The sequence below is a fragment of the Acidihalobacter aeolianus genome, assembly GCF_001753165.1.
Lineage (GTDB): Bacteria > Pseudomonadota > Gammaproteobacteria > DSM-5130 > Acidihalobacteraceae > Acidihalobacter > Acidihalobacter aeolianus.
The window spans coordinates 1,943,552-1,964,849 of sequence record NZ_CP017448.1; the positions used below are offsets into that span (position 1 = coordinate 1,943,552).

The 21,298-nt window shown below is 63.4% G+C and carries 19 protein-coding genes; 13 read left to right on the forward strand and 6 right to left on the reverse strand.

The window, feature by feature from the left end; translation table 11 throughout:
- The 10 genes from BJI67_RS08865 to BJI67_RS08910 all read left to right on the forward strand — a co-directional run bounded on the left by BJI67_RS08865 (position 1) and on the right by BJI67_RS08910 (position 10,134).
- Positions 1 to 633: a TetR/AcrR family transcriptional regulator gene (locus BJI67_RS08865; protein WP_070072727.1), complete on the forward strand. Its 633-nt coding sequence runs from the start codon at positions 1 to 3 to the stop codon at positions 631 to 633.
- A gap of 103 nt (positions 634 to 736) precedes the next feature.
- Positions 737 to 1,759: an alcohol dehydrogenase gene (locus BJI67_RS08870; protein WP_070072728.1), complete on the forward strand. Its 1,023-nt coding sequence runs from the start codon at positions 737 to 739 to the stop codon at positions 1,757 to 1,759.
- Positions 1,760 to 1,784: 25 nt separating this feature from the next.
- Positions 1,785 to 2,516: a dienelactone hydrolase family protein gene (locus BJI67_RS08875; RefSeq protein ID WP_070072729.1), complete on the forward strand. Its 732-nt coding sequence runs from the start codon at positions 1,785 to 1,787 to the stop codon at positions 2,514 to 2,516.
- Positions 2,517 to 2,521: 5 nt separating this feature from the next.
- Entirely contained in the window at positions 2,522 to 2,869 is a 348-nt protein-coding gene (locus BJI67_RS08880; RefSeq protein WP_070072730.1) for a DsrE family protein, read from the forward strand.
- A 62-nt stretch (positions 2,870 to 2,931) separates the two neighbouring features.
- Complete coding sequence (locus BJI67_RS08885) at positions 2,932 to 4,005, forward strand: NADH:flavin oxidoreductase/NADH oxidase (RefSeq protein WP_070072731.1); 1,074 nt, start codon at positions 2,932 to 2,934, stop codon at positions 4,003 to 4,005.
- Positions 4,006 to 4,030: 25 nt separating this feature from the next.
- Positions 4,031 to 4,924: an NAD(P)-dependent oxidoreductase gene (locus BJI67_RS08890; protein ID WP_070072732.1), complete on the forward strand. Its 894-nt coding sequence runs from the start codon at positions 4,031 to 4,033 to the stop codon at positions 4,922 to 4,924.
- Positions 4,925 to 5,092: 168 nt separating this feature from the next.
- On the forward strand, positions 5,093 to 6,151 hold the full coding sequence (locus tag BJI67_RS08895) for an efflux RND transporter periplasmic adaptor subunit (RefSeq protein ID WP_070072733.1): 1,059 nt from the start codon (positions 5,093 to 5,095) through the stop codon (positions 6,149 to 6,151).
- Positions 6,142 to 7,890, forward strand: coding sequence for an ATP-binding cassette domain-containing protein (locus BJI67_RS08900; RefSeq protein WP_070072734.1), 1,749 nt, complete (start codon positions 6,142 to 6,144; stop codon positions 7,888 to 7,890). The genes BJI67_RS08895 and BJI67_RS08900 overlap by 10 nt, the downstream gene beginning before the upstream one ends.
- Positions 7,891 to 7,915: 25 nt before the next feature.
- Positions 7,916 to 9,022 carry an ABC transporter permease gene (locus BJI67_RS08905; protein WP_070072735.1) on the forward strand — a complete coding sequence of 369 codons (1,107 nt, stop codon included), beginning with the start codon at positions 7,916 to 7,918 and terminating at the stop codon, positions 9,020 to 9,022.
- Complete coding sequence (locus BJI67_RS08910; RefSeq protein WP_231940827.1) at positions 9,019 to 10,134, forward strand: ABC transporter permease; 1,116 nt, start codon at positions 9,019 to 9,021, stop codon at positions 10,132 to 10,134. Before BJI67_RS08905 ends, BJI67_RS08910 begins: the two co-directional genes overlap by 4 nt.
- A 6-nt stretch (positions 10,135 to 10,140) precedes the next feature.
- Here the strand turns inward: BJI67_RS08910 and BJI67_RS08915 are convergent, their stop codons facing one another.
- Positions 10,141 to 11,661 carry a sensor domain-containing diguanylate cyclase gene (locus BJI67_RS08915; protein WP_083250775.1) on the reverse strand — a complete coding sequence of 507 codons (1,521 nt, stop codon included), beginning with the start codon at positions 11,659 to 11,661 and terminating at the stop codon, positions 10,141 to 10,143.
- A gap of 278 nt (positions 11,662 to 11,939) precedes the next feature.
- Entirely contained in the window at positions 11,940 to 12,452 is a 513-nt protein-coding gene (locus BJI67_RS08920; protein WP_197512928.1) for a DsrE family protein, read from the reverse strand.
- 233 nt (positions 12,453 to 12,685) lie between these two features.
- Between BJI67_RS08920 and BJI67_RS08925 the strand changes: the two genes are divergently transcribed.
- Positions 12,686 to 13,744 (forward strand): malate dehydrogenase, encoded by a 1,059-nt coding sequence (locus BJI67_RS08925; protein ID WP_070072738.1) that lies wholly within the window; start codon positions 12,686 to 12,688, stop codon positions 13,742 to 13,744.
- Positions 13,741 to 14,193 carry an ACT domain-containing protein gene (locus BJI67_RS08930; protein WP_070072739.1) on the forward strand — a complete coding sequence of 151 codons (453 nt, stop codon included), beginning with the start codon at positions 13,741 to 13,743 and terminating at the stop codon, positions 14,191 to 14,193. The genes BJI67_RS08925 and BJI67_RS08930 overlap by 4 nt, the downstream gene beginning before the upstream one ends.
- On the opposite strand, the gene tsaB is transcribed toward BJI67_RS08930, so the two are convergent.
- From tsaB to mrcB, 4 genes are read right to left on the reverse strand one after another with little or no spacing between them, the layout of a single operon-like run.
- Complete coding sequence (gene tsaB, locus BJI67_RS08935; RefSeq protein ID WP_231940828.1) at positions 14,190 to 14,984, reverse strand: tRNA (adenosine(37)-N6)-threonylcarbamoyltransferase complex dimerization subunit type 1 TsaB; 795 nt, start codon at positions 14,982 to 14,984, stop codon at positions 14,190 to 14,192. The two genes, BJI67_RS08930 and tsaB, sit on opposite strands and share 4 nt — an antisense overlap.
- On the reverse strand, positions 14,876 to 16,831 hold the full coding sequence (locus tag BJI67_RS08940) for an ATP-dependent DNA helicase (protein ID WP_070074060.1): 1,956 nt from the start codon (positions 16,829 to 16,831) through the stop codon (positions 14,876 to 14,878). Before BJI67_RS08940 ends, tsaB begins: the two co-directional genes overlap by 109 nt.
- 8 nt (positions 16,832 to 16,839) lie before the next feature.
- Entirely contained in the window at positions 16,840 to 17,328 is a 489-nt protein-coding gene (locus tag BJI67_RS08945; RefSeq protein ID WP_083250776.1) for a hypothetical protein, read from the reverse strand.
- The gene (mrcB, locus tag BJI67_RS08950) at positions 17,325 to 19,652 is read right to left on the reverse strand and encodes a penicillin-binding protein 1B (protein WP_070072742.1); all 2,328 of its coding nucleotides are present in this window, start codon (positions 19,650 to 19,652) and stop codon (positions 17,325 to 17,327) included. Before mrcB ends, BJI67_RS08945 begins: the two co-directional genes overlap by 4 nt.
- A gap of 83 nt (positions 19,653 to 19,735) precedes the next feature.
- Here mrcB and BJI67_RS08955 point away from each other — a divergent pair, with 83 nt between their 5' ends.
- On the forward strand, positions 19,736 to 21,286 hold the full coding sequence (locus BJI67_RS08955) for a bifunctional aminoglycoside phosphotransferase/ATP-binding protein (protein ID WP_070072743.1): 1,551 nt from the start codon (positions 19,736 to 19,738) through the stop codon (positions 21,284 to 21,286).
- Positions 21,287 to 21,298 lie beyond the last annotated feature (12 nt).

Genomic DNA, 21,298 nt, shown 5'->3' on the forward strand with positions numbered 1-21,298 from the left:
ATGAATCACACCGCCCGCCAGTGCAATCCCGAGAACACACGCCAGCGTCTGCTTGCAGCCGCGCATCGGGAAATCTACGAACGCGGTTTTCAGGCCGCCAGCCTGGAACGGATTCTGGCCGATACCGGCCTCAGCAAGGGCGCGCTCTACCATCATTTCGATACCAAGCAGGCGCTCGGCATCGCGGTGGTCGAGGAAGTGATCGCGGCGCGCGTGCGGCGCGAATGGATCGACCCCCTGATGCGCGCGGAACGGCCGCTGGAGGCACTGGCCGGGCTGCTCGAGCAGAAACTGCTCAACGCCGCGCCGGAAAACGTGCGCCTCGGCTGCGACCTCAACAACCTGATTCAGGAAATGAGTCCCTGCGACGAGGTCTTCCGCAACGCCCTGCACACCGTGCTCCAGGAATGGACCGACGCACTCACCCAGACACTCAGGCGCGCCCGTGCGCTCGGCCAGATCCGTCCGGAAGTCGACTGCAAGCAGACTGCCCTGTTCATCATCGCCTCGATGGAAGGCTGCGCCGGCCTGAGCAAGAACCTCCAGGACATCGAGGCCTACCGGGGTTGCATGCGCACCCTGGGCGATTACCTCCAGCAACTCGGCACCCACGCCGCCGGCCAGTCGGCCTGAGCCCGCACGGCGGCGGACGTACGGAAGCGACCGCGCCATACACATACCAACCGGTCTGTATTAACATCCAAGACTTTCTCCACCCACCGCCAGGAGACGTTCCATGCCCCAAACCATGAAGGCCATACAGGTATCCAGGGCCGGCGGCGAATTCGAGCTGGTCGAACGCCCGCTGCCGGCGCCCAACGAGGGTCAGGTGCGCATCCGCATCCACGCCTGCGGCATCTGCCACAGCGATCTGTTCGTCAAGGAAGGTCTGTTCCCGGGCATCGAGTATCCGCGCATCCCCGGGCATGAAGTCGTCGGCGTGGTCGACGCGCTCGGTCCGGGCGTCACCGCATGGACGCCGGGCCAACGGGTCGGCGTCGGCTGGCACGGCGGCCATTGCCACCATTGCGACGCGTGCCGCGAAGGCGATTTCGTCAACTGCGCGAACGCCAAGATCACCGGAATCAGCTTCGACGGCGGCTATGCCGAATACATGACAGCTCCCGAGGAAAGCCTCGCCCGGGTCCCCGAAGACCTCGATTCCGTCGCCGCCGCGCCGCTGCTGTGCGCCGGCATCACCACCTACAACGCCCTGCGCAACAGCGGCGCGCGCCCCGGCGATCTGGTCGCCGTGCAGGGCATCGGCGGACTCGGCCACCTCGGCGTGCAGTTCGCGCGGCAGATGGGCTTTCGTACCGTCGCCCTGTCGCGCGGCACCGACAAGGAGGCGCTGGCGCGCGAACTCGGTGCCGACGAATACATCGACACCGCCGCCACCGATGCTGTGGCGGCATTGCAGGCCCTCGGCGGTGCGCGGGTGATCCTCGCCACCGCGCCGAACAGCCGGCTGATCAGCGCGCTGTTCTCCGGCCTGGGGCGCAACGGCAGGATGATCGTCGTCGGCGTCGACAACGAGCCGATCGAGGTCACGCCCCTGCAACTCATTGCCGGCAACCATGGTCTGAGCGGATGGGCCTCGGGTCACGCGCGCGACTCCGAGGACACGCTGGCCTTCAGCGCCCTGCGCGGCGTGAATGCGATAGTCGAGACCTATCCCCTCGCGCAGGCCGCGCAGGCCTACGAACGCATGCTCAACAACGAGGCCAGGTTCCGCGTCGTGCTGACGATGGAATCCTAGACCCACCATCACCCGAGGAAACCGCATGAGCTCGACTTCATCCCCTGTCGCCGAATGGATCGACATCGCTCCCGACCTGCGCGGCTATCTGGCACGCCCGGCCGGCGACGGCAAGCACCCGGCCATGGTCGTCTTCATCGAGGCCTTCGGCGTCAACGGCCATTTCCAGACGCTGGCCGCACGGCTGGCGGAAGCCGGCTACGTGGCGCTGGTGCCGGACATCTATCACGGCGACACCTACGACTACAGCGACCGCGACGGCGCCATCGGCCACCTGCGCACCCTCAACGACGAGCAGGTCATGCAGGAAACCGACCGTGCACTCGACCTGCTCGCCCGGCATCCGTCCGTTGCGCCGATCAAACCCGGCGTCTTGGGCTTCTGCATGGGCGGACGCTATGCCTTCCTCACCCACGCCGCGCATGCCGAACGCGTAAGCGCGACGGCCTCGTTCTACGGCGGCGGCATCGCGCCGCTGCAGGATGGGCTGGGTCGTGCCCCGCTGCTCGGCCGGATACCGGCGATGCAGGGACCGCTGCTGCTGCATTACGGCACCGAGGACGGCTCCATCGCTCCCGACGAGCACGGCCGCATCGCCGAGGCGCTGAGCCGTGCCGGCAAGCGCTACGGGATGCAGATCTACCCCGGTGCCGGCCACGGCTTTTTCTGCGACGTGCGCCCCAGCTACCACGCGGCGGCTGCCGCGGAGGCCTGGGAGCTGACTCTCGATTTCTTCTCCCGGCATTTAGGAGGTTGACGCCCATGGCCAAGCTCGCGATCGTGCTGCTGTCCGACATGAAGGACCCGGTGAAGGTGGAAATGGCGCTGCGTTTCGCCACCGTCGCAGCCAAGCAAAACCGCCTCGAAGACATCCGCTTCTTCTTTTTTGGTCCTGGCGTTCGCGTGCCCGGCCAGATCCGCGAGGACCCGGCGCTCAAGCCGGCGCTCGACGAACTGCTGGCCAGCGGCATCGCCACGCTTGCCTGTATCTACAACGCGCGCGGATTGGGCGAAGAGGCGCATCTGCGCGAGGCGGAGATTCAAATGCAGGCCATCGGCGCGGATCTGGTCAATGTCGTCGATCAGGGCTATCAGGTCATGACCTTCTGATGCTTGCGGCCCTGCGCCGCGAGAGATCGCGACCGACACACACAACACCTTAGAGGCGACTCATGGATACCCGACTGTTCACCCCCCTCGTCCTGCGCGGCCTGAGCATTCCCAACCGCATCTTCGTATCGCCCATGTGCCAGTACTCCAGCACGGACGGCGTGCCCAACGACTGGCATCTGGTGCATCTGGGCAGCCGCGCGGTCGGCGGCGCCGGCCTGGTCATCGCCGAGGCGACCGCGGTCTGCCCCGAAGGGCGCATCACGCCATACGACACGGGTCTGTGGAACGAGGCCCAGGCAACCGCTTACCGGCGCATCACCGACTTCATCAAGGCCCAGGGCTCGGTGGCCGGCATTCAGATCGCGCACGCCGGGCGCAAGGCCTCCACCGACGCTCCCTGGCTTGGCGGCCACCCGATCCAGCCCGCCGCGGACAACGGCTGGGTACCAGAAGCCCCGAGTGCGAAGGCCTTTTCGCCCGCCCATACGGTGCCGCACGAACTCGACGAGGCAGGCATCGAGCGCATCAAGTCGCAGTTCGTCGCCAGCGCCCGTCTGGCGCTGGAGGCCGGGTTCCAGGTCGCCGAGTTGCACATGGCGCACGGCTATCTCCTGCACAGCTTTCTCTCGCCGCTGTCCAACCATCGCGACGACGCCTGGGGCGGCAGCCTCGAAAACCGCGCGCGCCTGCCGCTCGAAATCGCCCGCGCCGTACGCGCGGAATGGCCCGCCGAACTGCCCGTGTTCGTACGCATCTCGGCCAGCGACTGGGTGGACGACGGCTGGGATCTGGCCCAGTCGGTACAGTTGGCGATCTGGCTGCGCGAGGCCGGAATCGACCTGATCGACTGCTCCAGCGGCGGCCTGACCCCGGATGCCCGGATACCTGCCGCGCCCGGCTTCCAGACCCTCTTCGCGCAGACCGTGCGTGCCCAGGCCAGGATCCATACCGGTGCCGTCGGCCTGATCACCTCGCCGGAACAGGCCGAGCATCTGCTCGTCACCGAGCAGGCGGACGCCGTTCTGCTCGCACGCGAACTGCTGCGCGACCCCTACTGGCCGCTGCATGCCGCCCACGCCCTCGGCGCCGAGGTGGACTGGCCGGTGCAATACCAGCGTGCCAAACCCCGCTGAGCATCACACTGAACTAGGAGACCGCATGGAACGCACGCACCCGCAAACGATCGCCTTCATCGGCCTGGGTCAGATGGGCCTGGGCATGGCTGCCCGCCTGATCGAGGGCGATTTCTCCCTCACCGTCTACAACCGGACCACGGCCCGGGCGGAACCGCTCGTCGCCCAGGGCGCGCACGTAGCCGCACAGGCCGCCGATGCGGTGGAACCCGGCGGCATCGCAATCAGCATGCTCGCCGACGACGCCGCTGCCGAGGCCTTGTTCGACGACGCCCTGCTGAGCCGTCTCGGTCCCGGCGGCGTGCACCTTTCGATGAGCACGCTCAGCCCCGCGACCGTCACCCGGCTGGCCGCACGCCACACGGCTCACGGTGTCGCCTACGTCGCCTGCCCGGTGTTCGGCCGACCCGACGCCGCGCGCGCCGGCAAGCTCTGGCTGTGCTATGCGGGTCCGGCCGACGTACGTCCGCGCCTGGAACCGCTGCTGAACGTGCTCGGCCAGGGCGTGCGCGACTTCGGCGAAGACCCCGCGGCCGCCAACGTGACCAAGCTGGCCGGCAATTTCCTCATCGCCTCCGCCATCGAGGCCATGAGCGAGGCCTACGCACTGGCCGAGAAGCATGGCGTGGATGCCGAACAGGTGCACCAGTTGCTCAGCCAGACGCTGTTCGCCTGCCCGATCTATCAGAACTACGGCAACGCCATCGTCGCCCAACGCTTCACTCCGCCGGGCTTCACCCTGCGCCTGGGCGCCAAGGATATGCGCCTCGTGCAGGATGCCGCGCGCACTGCGGAAGTGCCCATGCCCCTGGCCTCGCTGCTCGGCGACCGCTTCCTGCGCATGCTGGCCACCGGCCAGGGGGATATCGACTGGACCGGCATCGCCGCTGACCAGCGTGCTTCGTCCGGATTGACTTAGGTGTACCGGCCTCCCACATTCATCTGGGAGCCCGAATAAATTCCTGAAAAAATGGGCATTTCTGAAAATAAACCTACAATGTTCATTCAAGACATGCGCTAAACCATGATTTTAAGGGACGAATGCGGTTATCTTATTAGCCTTCGCCCCTAATAACCGGAGTCCGACATGCCCGCCAGCCGAGCCAAGCGATGGATACCGTTGCTGGTCTTGTTGCTGCTAGCAGTCGCCATTGCGCTCGCTACCCAGATCTCTCCCTGGGCCCGAATACTCCCCTGGGTCAAACCCGTTAACGCCTCGGCTGGACTCACCTTATATGGCAATATTGACCTGCGAGAGATTCGGCTCGCCTTCAATGATAACGGTCGGATAGCCAGTCTGCAGGCTCAGGATGGGCAAACTGTGCACAAAGGAGATTTGCTCGGCATTCTTGACGACACCCGCTACAGGATCGCCTATGTTCATGCACAAGCTCTGGTTCAAGAAGCCGCTGCACACCTCGACGACCTTCTTGCAGGTACCCGCCCGGAAGACATTGATCGCCTACGCGCGGAAGTCTCTGCTGCCGAATCGCAGTTGCGCCTAAGGCGCGCAACTTACGAACGTATCCTTCGCCTGGAACGCCAGAAAGCCAGCCCCCCCCAAGATTTGGATAGTGCACGCGCCGCCTTGCAGGCCGCCCAGGCGCAACTGCAGGCGCTCAAGGCATCGTTGCGGCTGGCCATCGCCGGCCCGCGCCAGGGTACTATTGCCGCGGCTCGCGCGGCGCTCAGTGCTGCAAAAGCCGGCGCGGCACTGGCAAGGCGCGAACTGGAAGATACTCGACTGCTCGCCCCTGCCGATGCGATCGTGCGCACACGCATTCTTGAGCCGGGCGACATGGCCTCACCTGCACAGCCGGTTTATGCCCTTGCCCTTATGAATCCCTTATGGGTGCGCGCCTACGTCGACGAGATCAATCTTGGAAAACTGCATCCAGGGCAAGGAGCCTGGGTCACAACGGATAGCTTCCCAGGTACCCGGTTCAAGGCCTGGGTGGGCTACATTTCATCTTCAGCGGAATTCACGCCTAAATCTGTAGAAACACCGCAGCTACGTACCTCGCTCGTATATCAGGTCCGCATTTACGTCTGCAACCCCCAAAACAAGCTACGTCTCGGCATGCCTGCAACAGTCCACATCCAACCCAGCGCGACGCCCACACACCCTCGGCCATCATGCCAGTAACCGATGTTAAGGCTGAGAGCGAAGCTCTGGTCCTGAGCGGCGTACACAAGCATTTCGTTTCAGGTGGCCGGACAGTTGAAGCCCTGCGTGGAGTGGACCTGGTACTGCCACGAAGGAAAATCACTGGGCTCATTGGACCGGACGGAGCAGGCAAAACCACACTGATGCGGCTGATCGCTGGTCTGCTGAAACCAGATGACGGCCAGATCACCGTGCTCGGTATCGATGCCGTGCGTGACCCGCTCTCGGTTCAGGCGCGAATCGGCTATATGCCACAACGGTTCGGCTTGTACGAAGATCTGACGGTCGCTGAAAACCTGGCGTTATACGCCGATCTGCAGGGTGTCACCCGCAATGAGCGATCCTCTCGTAACGAGGAACTTTTGGCGATGACTGGTTTGGGTCCCTTCATGCATCGGCTGGCGGGACACCTGTCCGGCGGCATGAAACAAAAACTGGGCTTGGCCTGCACATTATTACGCCCACCGCCGTTGTTGCTGCTCGATGAACCCACCGTCGGGGTTGATCCTGTCTCACGGCGCGAACTCTGGACCATCGTCTACCGGCTGATTGAAACGCACGGCATGAGCCTTCTACTATCCACGGCCTACCTCGACGAAGCGGAGCGTTGTGCCGAAGTTATCCTGCTACACGAAGGGAAGGTGCTTGGACAGGGTTCGCCAAAGAGCTTCAGCAGGCACCTTGAAGGACGCGTGTTTCGCGTGCGCCGCCAGCAAGGTAAACGTCGCCATCTACAAATCGCGCTGCAACGCAACGAGAACGTGGTCGACGCAGTCATCGACCGCAACGGGGTGCGGACCATCCTTGCCGATGGAAAGACCCCACCATTCCTGCCAGACTCTGATTGGCGTGCAATCCGACCTCGTTTCGAAGACGCCTTCATCGAGAGATTAAACCGCACAAAAACTGGCAACACCGCTCGGCCCATTCCCAAGCTGGACCATAGACGCGCTGCCAATGTGCCCGTGATCACCGTTTCCGGTCTCACGCGCCGCTTCGGCGCCTTCTATGCTGTACGTGGCATCGACTTTGAGGTGCAACGCGGCGAGATCTTTGGCTTGCTGGGTGCAAACGGTGCAGGTAAATCGACCACGTTCAGAATGCTCTGCGGCTTGCTGCCGCCAACGGACGGGCAGCTGTCCGTCGCGGGCGTGAATCTGCGGCGTGCTGCCTCTACCGCTCGAGCCCGCATTGGCTATATGGCCCAGCGTTTTTCGCTTTACGGCGACCTGAGCGTACAGCAAAACCTCCTCTTTTTCGCCCGCAGTTACGGATTGCGTGGACAACGTCAACGAGCACGGATCGATTGGGCACTCCAGGATTTCAGACTGGAAGATTTCCAGCATGCAAACGGTCGCGAACTATCGCTGGGATACAAGCAACGACTCGCAATGGCCTGCGCACTGTTGCATGAGCCGGAAATCCTATTCCTGGACGAACCCACCTCCGGCGTCGACCCGCTGGAACGACGGGCCTTCTGGGCGCGCATCAATGCACTCGCTGACAGCGGTGTAACAATTATGGTCACCACACACTTTATGGACGAGGCAGAATATTGCGATCGCCTCGTTATCATGGCGCAAGGCGGCATTCTTATGTCTGGAACCCCACAGGCTATCCGCCAACGAGCAGTCACCCCGCAACATCCCAATCCCAGTATGGAAGACGCCTTTATCGCTCTGACGCAACCTGATTCTTCTGCGGTCTCCCATGCCTAAATCACAGTCCGCTGCAGCCCGCCGAATGCATTTGCGCGGTTTGATTCGCAAGGAAAGTCTGCAAATCCTGCGCGATCCATCCAGCATCGCCATTGCCTTTCTAATGCCTGTGATCCTGCTGCTACTGTTCGGCTACGGTGTATCGCTCGATGCCAAGCATGTGCCTATCGGCTACATCGTGGAAACACCCACTCCTCAGACGGAAAGCTTGATTGGTGCCTTTCAGCACTCACAGTACTTCGAACCCGCGGCGTATAACGATATGCGGTCGGCAGAGCACGCTTTGATGAGCCATCGAATCGATGCGATTCTGCAACTGCAGAACGATTTCTCCTCGCGTCTATTGGCTGACCGGCCGGTGCCGGTGCAATTGATCGTGAATGGCGTCGATGCCAATAAGGCTCGTATCGTGGAAGGTTACGTGGGCAGTACCGTACAGGACTGGCTGACGCGCGAACGCACACGTCGTGCGCTGCCGGCCGGGTTGCCAGTGGAAGTAGCCCCACGCGTCTGGTTCAATTCCGAATTGCGCAGCCGTGATTATCTGGTACCCGGGTTGGTGGCCGTGATCATGACCCTAATTGGCGCACTACTGACCGCCTTGGTCATGGCTCGAGAGTGGGAACGCGGCACGCTCGAGGCGTTGATGGTGACGCCAGTAGCCCTGCGCGAAATCCTGCTCGGCAAGCTGCTGCCCTACTTCGTGCTCGGCATGGGCGGCATGATGGTTTCCCTGGTCATGGCGCTGTGGCTCTTCGACGTTCCGCTACGAGGCAGCCTGCTGGTGCTCATTCTCAGTTCCGCACTGTTTCTGCTGGCCGCCCTGGGCATGGGTCTGCTGATCTCGGTGATCGCCCGTAACCAGTTCGTCGCTGCCCTAATCGCCATCATCACCACCTTCCTGCCGGCATTCCTACTGTCGGGTTTTATATTTGACATCAACAGCATGCCGACGTGGTTGCAATGGATCACCCATATTGTCGCGGCGCGTTACTTCGTAGCCATTTTGCAGACTGTATTCCTGGCCGGCGATAACTGGTCGACGATTCTGCCCAACGCAGCAGCTCTCGCGCTGATGGCAACCTTCTTCATTGGTGTCAGTCGCCTACGCATGAGCAAGCGACTGGAATGAACATGTGGCACCGCATTATCGCTTTGGTCATTAAGGAATTCCTCGCACTCTTGAGAGATCCGCGCGAGCGCCTATTGATCATCGTGCCCCCCATCGTGCAACTGGTCGTTTTTAGCTATGCCGCGAGCTTCGATCTTAATCACGTTAAATTGGCTGTTTACGATCGTGACGGCGGGCAGGCAGCACACGCTCTAATCGCCAGATTCACCGGTTCCAGGCATTTTCAGCTTGTGGCCAGCGTAACGGACCCCGCCAGCGCGGAGCGACTTATTGATGCGAAACGGGCTCTGCTGGTGCTCGAGATCGGCCCAGAATTCTCCTCACATCTGCTAAGCGGACGCACTGCCACCGTACAGGTTTTGATTGATGGTAGAAATTCGAATACCGCCTTGATCGCACTCAACTATGCCCGCAGGATCGTGCAGGACTTCAACCGTGACTGGTTACATGACAATACCGACGCCAAGTTGCCTTTGCGGCTAGAGACGCGTGCCTGGTTCAATCCCAACCTGGAAAGCCGATGGTTCATCGTGCCTGGTATCGTCGGCTTGCTGATGATGGTAGTGGTGATGATGGTCACTGCCTTGTCCGTCGCACGCGAACGCGAGCAAGGGACTTTCGACCAACTACTCGTGACTCCAATGCGTCCGGTGGAGATTCTGATCGGTAAAGCCATACCTGGTATGTTGATAGGCCTGTTAGAGGCCACCCTGATCGTCATCATCGCGGTGGCGTGGTTCCATGTACCGCTGCGCGGACATCTGATCACACTCTATACCGGTATCTTCCTGTTCCTGCTGTCTGCAAGCGGTGTTGGGCTGATGATTTCATCGCTCGCCACCACCCTGCAGCAGGCTCTGCTCGGTGCCTTCCTGTTCCTGGTGCCGGGCGTGATCCTCTCCGGCTTCGCCACACCGATCGCCAACATGCCCGCTGCGGTGCAGTACATCACCCTGATCGATCCGTTACGTTATTTCATGGTTGTGCTGCGGGGGGTATTTCTGGAGGGGGCGAGTTTCGCCCAGCTGTGGAGTCAGTTCTGGCCGATGACGCTGATCGGCATCGGATGTCTAGCCGGCGCCGGATGGCTGTTCCGCCACCGCACGACCTGAACGGCGTCAACTAGACGAACGATGATAGATCACAGTGCGATTGCGTCCCTCGCGCTTGGCCGCGTACAGCGCACGATCCGCGGCGCGAATCAACTCTTCCGGGGAATTGCACTCCACGTGTTCGAGACTACCCGGGAATGTGGCAAGACCGATCGACGCCGTGATGCTGATTTCGACGTCGTCCATCCGTAGTACATCGGAAGCGATTGCTTTGCGCAGCCTTTCCAGCAATTCATAGGCCTTGTCCTGGCTCGTACCAGGGAACACCAGCACAAACTCCTCGCCGCCGTAGCGCGCTGCGATATCGGCCTGACGGACCTTCTCTTGGAGCAACCGCGAGACATCAATCAACACGCGGTCACCGACCTGATGCCCATAGGTGTCGTTGATCCGCTTGAAGTGATCGAGATCGATGAAACCCAGTGAGAGCGGCCATCCACCCGCAATTGCAGAATGGAACTCCTGTTCCAGCATCTGCCCCAGCCGCGCGCGGTTGAGCAGACCGGTGAGCGGGTCGATGTATGAGCGCTCCTCGAGTTGCCGGTTACGCGATTCGAGCATCACGTTGCGTTGCTTGTATTCCGACATTTCCTGCAGCGCTCGCAGGTTGCGCAGCATGAGCACCTCGCGGGCCTCGTCGATCAAACCCACAGCACGATCGGAATCGATCACCAGATCAACCTCAAACAACTCAGCGTAATGCGGCAGCGATTCTTCCATACGCTGCAGGATCGCATCGCATGTCTCGGCATCAACACCGAACAGCAAACTCGTCTGTTCAGCGAAACGCGCACTCAGCACATCGCTGCACTCCGGATGAATCCAGCGGTCGGCTAATAGGCCAGAGAGATAGACACAACGTAATGTCTCGGACACCTGCTCGACGTTTTCAGTGGATATGCCGTGGCTTGTAGCAACCGCTTTGCACGCGCATTCTGGCAGTCGCCAGTTCTCAAGCAAGGCAGCACCAACTGCTGCATGATCGAAACCGAAACGACCGCGTTCCGCCAGTACCAGCGCCGCATGGTCCGAGGCTTCAGCCAGAATCTCGGTGTAATCTTCGGGGTAAGCCTTTTCCAACACCAGCATGCCGATGTCCTGCAACAGCGCACCCATGAAACATTTGGCCGCATCTTGGAAACCGAGTTGCTCGGCAAGCATGCGTGCACCCACGGCAGCGAGCAGCGAACGTCGCCAGTATGCTTGTTTGTCCAAGGGACCGGCATCGTGCTTTGGCGCCAACGAGAAGGATAGCGCCAGGGTCAAGGCGGCATTGAAACCAAGAACACTGATCGCCTGCCGGAGGTTATCGACCTGACGGCGCATGGCATAGAGAGGTGAATTCGCGGACTTGAGCAGCTTGGCGCTGAGTGCGGGATCGTTCGCCACGACGTCGGTAATCTCGCCGACACCAGCATAGGGGTCCTCTCCTAGTTCGATCACGCGCAAGGCCACAGCCGGCAAGGTCGGCAGCTTGTTCACCTGCTCTAACAGCCCTTTCAATTCGGGCGCAATGTCCTGATCCATGCCGTTACTTGTCTTTGGTTATCGCTGAACCGTGATCCGGACAAACCGTGTTAACACCCTGCTATGGCGAACACAATCGGCATCTTGAGTGGCCGGTCACTCTGCGTCCCACCCATTAGGTCAGGACGCCCCCCTTATTTATCCGTCATATAGGGTAGGAGTTTAACGAGAATTGGAAGCTCGCGCTAATCCGTTTTCCGGGAATCAGACATTCGGTTATCTGCAACAGGCGGTGAAGCAACGCCGCGTACCTAAACAGCGAAGTGCGACCACAAAGATCAGCGATTGCTGATGTAGGCAAAACCCTGCATCTGCTTCTTGGTCAGTTGGAGAATACCAGCTGGAACGATCTTCATATAGGGATAAATATCGTCTGCCTTGACGTGCAGGCTGTACATGGAATTGTGGCAGACCCTGAATTGGACGCCCAGGTCCTGCAAGGCCTGGAACTGTGCGCTGTAGCTGCTGTATTTCTGTTTCCATTGATCGGCGGTGAGCACCGCACGGCCATACAATACGATCTGAATTTCGTACCGGTAGTGCTTGCCCCTAAGATAACGCACTGTGGCAATCGTATTGATCAGCGTTTCCTTGAGCTGATTACCGGGATCGGCGACCCCAAAGACGATCTTGACCGGCTGATGATGCTTGAAGAAGCCGCCATAATTAAGATCAGGTGTTACTGGCACAGCCTCAATTCCAGGAATGGAGGGCAAATTATCAGCCTGTGCAACAACACCAGCTGCCAGCATCACAAGCCCCAACAAGCCCGCGTGGAATAACCGCTTCATAATCTTCTCCATCTGTGGTGTAAGCCGGCCGTTCGCCGAAACCGGCAACGGTTAGACGCATACCGGGCGAGCTTATTCCAGACCAATATCCATGCACCCGATAACACACACACCCGTCATTTTGCCCAACCTCGGTGCACGCACGATGTCTATGGGGCTGATGCAAACCATGGTTAGTGCTGGCGTGTATATTGCTTTTGGCGGGTACACACTCGCAAGCCAAGGAATGTTCCATGAACATTGCCGTCATTGGTGCCACGGGACTGACTGGCCATCAGGTGGTGGTGCAGCTCATCCTCAAAGGCCTGGTCGGACCGATGGACCGCCTGCAGTTGATCGGCCGACCCTCCGCTGAAGCACGCTTAAGAGGCCTGGTCGCAGACGTACGCGATGCCTTTTTCGAAGCAGCCCCGGAACTGGATATCACGCTGTCGGCAGATGAGATCGCAGCTGAAGTCATCGTTTTCGCTGCTGGCGTCACCATCCCCACAGATCATCGCAGGCCACTGACGCGAGATGCCTTGGCAGAGGCCAACCGTCCGTTGTTTGAACAATACGCAGAAGCCATCGCCAGAAATGGTCATGGTCACGAGCTGGTCATCATGGTCAGCAATCCGGTAGAACTGGGTGTCGCGGTCTTTGCACGCCACCTCGGTAGGGAGCGCGTCTTCGGCATGGGGGCCTATCAGGACACGCTGCGTTTTCGCCGCGAAATCGCGGGCGAGCTGGGACTCGCACGCCAGCGTGTGGAGGCCTACATGCTCGGAGAGCACGGCAGCGGCCTGGTTCCCGCCTGGTCCGCACTGCGCCTGCACGGATTCGATCAGGAGGAAACTGCCCAGCTACGTCGCCGTTTGCGCAAAGGACTGTGCTCTGCGGACTATCCCCATGCCCTAGAGGCGGAAACAGGGGCGGTACGCGAACTCATCGTGAACGATGATCTCGCAGGTGCGTTCAATCGTGTTGCAACGATGAGCGCCGACCTGCGCGTGGGCCTTGCACCTTTCGCGACCCACTACTCCGGCGCGAAAACTGCCGTCGCAACGGCGAATGCCACTGTTGACATGTTGCGCGTGGTGCTTTCCGGTCATCAGACCGTCATGGCCGCGCAAGTCGCGCTGCAAGGCGAATGGCTGGGTCTGGACACGGTTCTTGGCGTCCCGGTTCAGGTCGGACATCAAGGCTGGCGACAGGTGAGTCCACTAGCGCTCGATGAAGACGAGCTATCGCGTCTACGCCAAGTCGGTGAAGAGGTGTCCGTCAAACTTCGGGAATGGGAGCGAGCCGCATGAGCAATACCCTGCGTTGGGTCTTGCGCACCCGGGTGGAAGACCGCAGCGGCGTACTGGCCCGCATCAGTGCCGTTTGCGCCTATTGGGCGGTATCCCTGAATCTGGTGCAGAACAGCGAAACCGAACGCCCCGGCGAAGTGGCCATACTGCTGGGATTCAGCGCCACGGAACGCAAGGCGCAGTTGCTGCTGCGGCATGTGGCGCGCCTGGATTCGGTACGCCAGATATCGCTGCTGCGCCACGACGAGCCCACGCTGCGCGCCGTCGCCACGGTGCAGCTGGCCGGCGGGGCGCGCCCGCGCTGTCCGGGCAATGTCGACATACACCCGCTCGACGGCAAGAGCGGCTATCTGCTGATCGGCCCCTTGCACGGCGTCGAGGAATGTCTGAGCGAGCTACGTCGCAGCGGCCTGCTGCACAACGCGGGACGCGCGCTGGTAGCGCTCTAACGGGTCTCGCCGCGCTCGGCCGACGTCTGCGCGACGCGATTGCGCAGGTACACGGGCTGCGCCTCTTCGGCCGGTACCGCCAGTCCCGCCGCGTAATCGCGGGCGGCGAGCGGCAGCGCGTAGCGCGCGCGCGGCAGCGACTCGCAGTCAAGCACGTTCACGTTGCCCAACCCCGCGAGCACATCGGCATAGGCTGAGAATCCCGGCCCAGCCCCGACCCAATCGCCTGCGTCCGGCGTCTGCGCCTCGGCGGGCGGCAGTACCGCTTCGTCGCCTGCGGCCGTGGCCAGCCCCTGGCCATCGCGGCGGAACGCCCCCCAGTACAGCTCGCCCATGCGCGCGTCGAGCGCCGCGATCACCGCCTCGTGGCTGGCCTCGATCCACGGCTGGGCGAGCATGGCGAGGGTCGAAATCCGCACCACCGGCAGATCGGCCGAAAAGGCGAGCCCCTGGACCACGCCCGCCGCGATGCGCAGGCCGGTGAATCCCCCGGGGCCGCGCCCGAGCACCAGCGCGTCCAGATCGCCCAGGGCAATGCCCCCTTCGGCGAGCAGTTCGGCGACCATTGGCAAAACCAGCCGGGTATGCTCGCGCGGGGCAACGTGATGCCGTTCCAGTATTTCTTCATCGAGCGCAAGCGCCACCGAACAGGCGGCGGTCGACGTATCCACGGCCAGCAGCCTCACGGTGCGTCCCCCGCACCGTGTACGTTCCCGGCGACGAAGAAATCGCGCACCGCGCCGATCTCGCGGACCGTCGGCGCCGGCGGCAGACTGTCGAGGAATACGCACCCGTAACTCATCTGCCCCAACCTGGGATCGCACAGCACCAGCACGCCGCGATCGTGATTGTCGCGGATCAAGCGACCGATACCCTGCTTGAAGGCGATCACCGCTCGCGGCAGGAACTGCTCACGGAAGGGATTGCCGCCACGCGCACGGATCGCCTCGGCGCGGGCCTTGAGCAATGGATCGTCGGGCGCGGCGAACGGCAGCCGGTCGAGAATCACGCACGACAGCGCCTCGCCCTGCACGTCCACACCCTCCCAGAAACTCTGCGCACCCAGCAACACCGCATTGCCGGCCTCGCGGAAGCGTTCGATCAGTTCCCGCCGCGAAGCGCTGCCCTGCACCAGCAACGGACGGTCACCGAGATCGCCGAGCAGCCGAGCGGCTGCCTGCAGCGCGCGATGGCTGGTGAACAGCAGGAAGGTGCCACCGGGGTTGGCCTCGATCACCGGCCTCACGGCACGTACCATCGCCTCCGTGTAATGTGGCGCGTTCGGCGCCGGCAGCCCCGTCGGACGGTAGATACAGGCCTGGTGCGCGAAGTCGTAGGGGCTGCCCAGGCGCAGGGTGCGCGGCTGGCCGAGCCCGAGCTGTGCGGTGAAATGCACGAAATCCTCGCCGACCGCCAGGGTCGCGGACGTGAACACCCAGGCAGCCGGATAGCGCGCCTTGTGCTTGGCGAAGGTCCCGGCAACATCCAGCGGCGTGATATTGAGCGCGAAGCTGCGCTGAAAGGTCTCCACCCAGCGGATCGCATCCTCCTCGGGCTCCATGAACTGGTCCAGGCGTTCGCGCAGCGCCTGCGCGCGGCGCGCCAGCGCCTGCAGGGCCTTGCCGCGTTCCGCCACCCGATCCAGATCCGCTCGCAACGCATCCAGCGCCGTGCTGACGGCGCTCAGCGCCGCTTGCGTCTCTTCGTCGGCGAGATCGTCCCAGCCGGTACGCTGTCCCTCTGCCCCCAGCCGGGCGCGCAGATCGCGCACCGCGTATTCCAGGTCCTGGGCACGCGTGCGCAGTTCAGGGGTTTCCGGGGTTTCGGCCAGCTGCGCGGCGATGGCATCGCGAGCCAGTTCCGAGATCTGCCGGCTGCCCACGCTTAGGCCGAAGAACTGCGTGGCGATTTCAGGCAACTGGTGCGCCTCGTCCAGCACGAAGGCATTGGCGCTGGGCAGGATTTCGCCCACGCCCTCCTCCTTCAATGCCAGATCCGCGCAGAACAGGTGGTGATTGATGACCACCACCTCTGCCTCTTGCGCACGGCGGCGTGCCTGCACGACATGGCAGTCGGTGTAATCGGGGCATTCCTGGCCCAGGCAATTGTCGGCGGTCGAGGTCACCCGCGGCCACACGACGGCGCCTTCCGGGACGCTGGACAGCTCGGCGATGTCGCCTTCCCGCGTGACCCGCGACCAGTCCACGATCTGCTGCACCTGTATTGCGTCCTCGCTGCCGCGGCCGGCGCTGAGATCCGCGTATTGCTTGAGCCGATAGAGACACAGATAGTTCGCCCGCCCCTTGAGCAGACAGGCATCCACGCCGCGTCCCAGTACGCGCCTGACCACCGGCAGATCCTTGCGGAACAGCTGATCCTGCAGGTTCTTGGTGCCGGTGGAGACGATCACCTTGCCGCCGCTCGCCACCGCCGGCAGGAGATAGCCCAGCGTCTTGCCCACGCCCGTACCCGCCTCGACCACGAGGGTGCCATTGGCGGCCAGCGTTTCCGCCACCGCTTCGGCCATGGCGCGCTGCTGCGGGCGCGGCACGAAGCCGGGCAGAACCTCGGCCAGGGCTCCGGCGGGTTCGAAGAGCTCGCCGACCGGATCGGCAGCCAACGGGGGCGAGGCGTCCATGTCCATCATCAGCGCCCCAGGGCAGCAGCCCGATGCTCCGCCTCCCGGGCTCCGCGGGCGTCGCCCAGAGCCGCGCGCGCGGCGGCGATCATGCGCCAGTTGATGCTCTTGATCGCCCGGTCGTCGCCGGCCAGGGCATTGGATTTCATCGCCAGCGTCACGACCTGGCGGTACTGCCCCTGGCTGTAGCGCACGGCAGCCAGACGCTGCCACAGCAGCGCGCTGTGCGGCGCGATGTTGAGTGCACGCTCAAGGTCGCGTGCGGCGCCTGCCCAATCCCGTCGCCCGGCCGCACGGTCGGCCGCCCGCGCCAGCGCCAGGGCTGCCGGGGGCAGCGCCGTTGGCACCGCAGGTGCCGGCTGTGCGCGCAGGCCGCCCGGGGGCGCCCGTTCGCCGGAAGGAGGCGGCACCGCCTGTCCGCTGCGCGGCGGCGCGGTGGCGCAACCGCCCAGCAGAAGCATTGCGGCGAATGCCGCCGCGACTTGGATTTTCGTCATTGCATCAATCCCTTGAACCATTCGATCGCCTGGCGCAACACCCCGGCGCGGCATTCCACCTCGCCACTCGGCACGCTGCCCTTGATGAAGGGCATCCATTCGGCGCCGGGACAGGTTGCGGCGAGGCGCTGACCGCTGGCCGGATCGATGGTCTGCCAGACAACGTCGGCCGGCTGGCTCATCTGCAGCGGCGAGGCGTGGATGGCGCCCATGATACCCGCCCAAAGCGGCAGAGCGCCGCTGGAACCCGTCAGGCCGGTGGGACGGTTGTCGTCGCGCCCCACCCAGACCACCGCGGTTTCGCGGCCGCCGAAACCGGCAAACCAACTGTCGCGCAGGTCGTTGGTGGTACCAGTCTTGCCCGCCACCTCGACGCCTGGGAGCAACGTCTGCAACGACGCGGCGGTACCCCTACGGGTCACCTCGTGCATGGCCGCCGTCAGCAGGTAATCGGCCTTGCCGTCGGCCACCTGCTCGATCCGCAGCGGATAGCGTTGCAGCTTCTCGCCACGTGGATCGACCACCGCCTGAATCGCACGCAGCGGCGCGCGGTATCCGCCGGCGGCGATGGTCTGGTACATCTGCGCCATCTGGATCGGCGGCACCGCAGCCGATCCCAGCAACGAGGCCGGATACGCATCGATGGGCTGCGCGATACCCAGACGATGGGCCATCTCGATGACCTTGTCGAGGCCGACGGAAAGCCCCAGACGGACGCTCGGCACGTTGTAGGAATGGACCAGGGCGTCCATCACCGTCACCTTGCCGTGGTACTGCCGGTCGTAATTGACCGGCGACCACTGCTGGGCGTTGCCGTAGGTGACGGTCAACGGGCTGTCGTCGAGCGGCGTGGCCAGGGTGAAGCGCTGCGGCTGTTCGAGAGCGGCGAGATAGATCGCCGGCTTGAACAGCGAACCGATGGAGCGGCGCGTATCCAGGGCACGGTTGAAGCCCGCCACGTCGCGTCGGCCGCCGACCACTGCCAGTACCTCACCGTCCGCCACCGAGGTCACCACAGCGGCCGCCTCGAGGGTGTCCGGACGCATACCGTGCGTCCGCTCGATGCGTCGCAGGCCGTCGCGCACGGCCTGTTGCGCGTCCAGTTGCACCAGCGGGCGCAGTGTGGTGTAGATCATCAGCCCTTCGGTACGCAGATCCTCGGCGCGATAGTCGCGTGCGAGCTGAGCCTCGACCAGATCGAGAAAGGCCGGGAACGGCGTGATGCCCGAAGCGGGTTCCGCCCCGACGCCCAGCGGCGCCGCCTGCGCCGTGCGCGCCTGGGCCGCGGAGATCAGGCCCGCCGAAGCCATCTCGCTCAGGACCAGATTGCGGCGCTCCAGAGCCCGCCCGGGATGGCGTCGCGGATCGTAATAGGTCGGCCCGCGTACCAGGGCGACCAGAAGCGCGACCTGCGCGGTATCGAGCGACTGCACCGGGCGGTCGAAGTAGAACTCGCTGGCCAGGCCCACGCCGTGTATGGCACGGCTGCCCTGCTGGCCGAGATACACCTCGTTGAGATAGGTCTCGAGGATTTCCGCCTTGCTGTAATGGGTCTCCAGCAGCACGGCCATGATCGCTTCGTTGAATTTGCGCCACAGGCTGCGCTGGTTGCTCAGGAAGAAATTCTTTACCAGCTGCTGGGTCAGCGTGCTGCCGCCCTGCACGAAGCGCCGCGCGCGGATGTCCGCGACCAGGGCGCGCCCGATGGCGACCGGATCGACGCCGTGGTGCTCGTAGAATCGCCGGTCCTCGACCGCCACCAACGCCTTGGGCAGCAACGGCGGCATCTCGCTCATGCGCACCAGGATGCGATCCTCGTGGCTGCGCGGGTAAATCTTGGCGATCAGCAACGGCGCCAGCCGGGCCAGCGCGACCGGCTGGCCGCTGGCATCGGTCAGCGCGGCGATGCGCCCATCGGCGAAGCGCACGCGCAGCAGTCGGGAGGGCTCGGTGCCGTCGGGCGACTCGAAGCCGCGGGTGTGCAGCAGGACGCCGTCGCCCTGCACCTGATAGGTCCTCGCCGCTGCGGCGCCCGGGCTCACGGCGTAGCGCAGCAAACCCAGTGCCTGCAGCAGGTCCGTCTGGGTCATGCGGCGGCCCGCGTAGAGCTGCACCGGGCTGGCGTAAACCCGTGCCGGCAGTTCGAAACGCTTGTCCTCGAACTGGCTGACGATCACGTGGTTCAGATAGGCCACATAGGCTGCGCTGACGATCAGGCCGAGGCCGAACAGCAGCAGTACCCATCCCTTTCTGCCGTGGGGTGTGCGGGAGATCGGCTTGCGCTTGGATGAACGTCTGGAACTGCGGGCGGGGGATTTGGCCATCGATAGCGAAATAGACGCGGATTTGTGGCCGCGAGACGTTTTCATTATCCTTCCGTGACCTCGATACCACAAGCAGGTGCCCCGTGGCGCAATCCGATTTCGACAACCTACTCAAGGGATTACGCAATCCCGAGGCCTACCCTCATGCGGTCGAAGCGGTACGGGTGATCGAAACCCACATTTCCGCGGTGCTGCTCACCGGCGAATACGCCTACAAACTGAAAAAGCCGCTGGACATGGGTTTTCTGGATTTCTCCACGCTGGCGCGGCGCAAGCACTTCTGCGAGGAGGAAGTGCGCCTCAACCGCCGCCTCGCGCCCGGACTGTATATCGACACCGTCGCCGTCACCGGCAGCCCTCATGCGCCTCAGATAGGCGGTTCCGGCGAGCCCATCGAGTATCTGGTGCGCATGCGCCAGTTCGACCCCGAACAGCAGCTCGATCGGCTGCTCGCGCGCGGCGAACTGAACACCACTCATATCGATGAGCTGATCGCACGCATTGCCACCTTCCACGCCGAAGCCGCGCACGTCGCTGCCGACGCACCGCTCGGTACCCCCGAGGCAGTCTTCGCGCCGATGCAGCAGAATTTCGACCAGCTGTCTCCGCTGATCGAGGAGACGCAGCGCCGCACCCAGCTCGAGCGTCTGGCGGAATGGACCCGCGCCGAGTACGACCGCCTCGCGCCGCTGCTCGCCGAACGTCGCGCGCGGGGCTTCATCCGCGAATGCCACGGCGACATGCATCTGGGCAACATGGCGCTGGTGCAGGGCGATATCGCCATATTCGACGGCATCGAGTTCAACGACGAATTCCGCTGGATCGATGTAGCCAACGAAATCGCCTTCTTCGTCATGGACCTGGAAAGCCGGGGTGCGAACGCGCTGGCCCACCGTGCGCTCAACGCCTGGGTCGAGCTCACCGGCGATCATCAGGCCCTGCGCCTGATGCGCTTCTACCAGACCTACCGCGCCATGGTGCGGGCCAAGATCGCGAGCATCCGTCTCGGCCAGGGCGGACTGGCCGAGGACGAGCGGACCGAGATTCTCGCCGCCTATCAGCGATATGCCGATCTCGCCGAACGCTATACCCGCGACGTCCATCCCGCCGTAGTCATCACCCACGGCTTCGCCGGTGCGGGCAAGACCACGCTGAGCACCCAGGCCGTGGAAACCCTCGGCATGATCCGCCTGCGCTCGGACGTCGAACGCAAGCGACTGCATGGCCTCGCTCCCGATGCACGCAGCGGCTCCGGCATCGCCAGCGGACTGTATGCCAGCGACGCCACCGCACGCACCTATGCCGCCCTGCTCGACGAAACGCGGGCGGCACTGGACGGCGGCTTTGCGGTCATCGTGGACGCCAGCTTCCTCGATCGGGCGCATCGCGACCGCTTCGCCGAACTCGCCAGCGCCTGCGACGTCCCCTTCGCCGTACTCGACGTGCAGGCACCGGAGGCGCATCTGCGCGAGCGCATCGCCCTGCGCCGGGACGACGCCTCCGAAGCCTCGTCCGAGGTGCTCGACTGGCAGCTCGCACATGCCGACCCGCTGGGAGACGACGAACCGGTGGTTGCAGTGGACAGTCGCGAACCGCTTCCGGCAGAGGCGCTGCGCACGCTCCTGAGCCTCTGAACCCGCGACCGT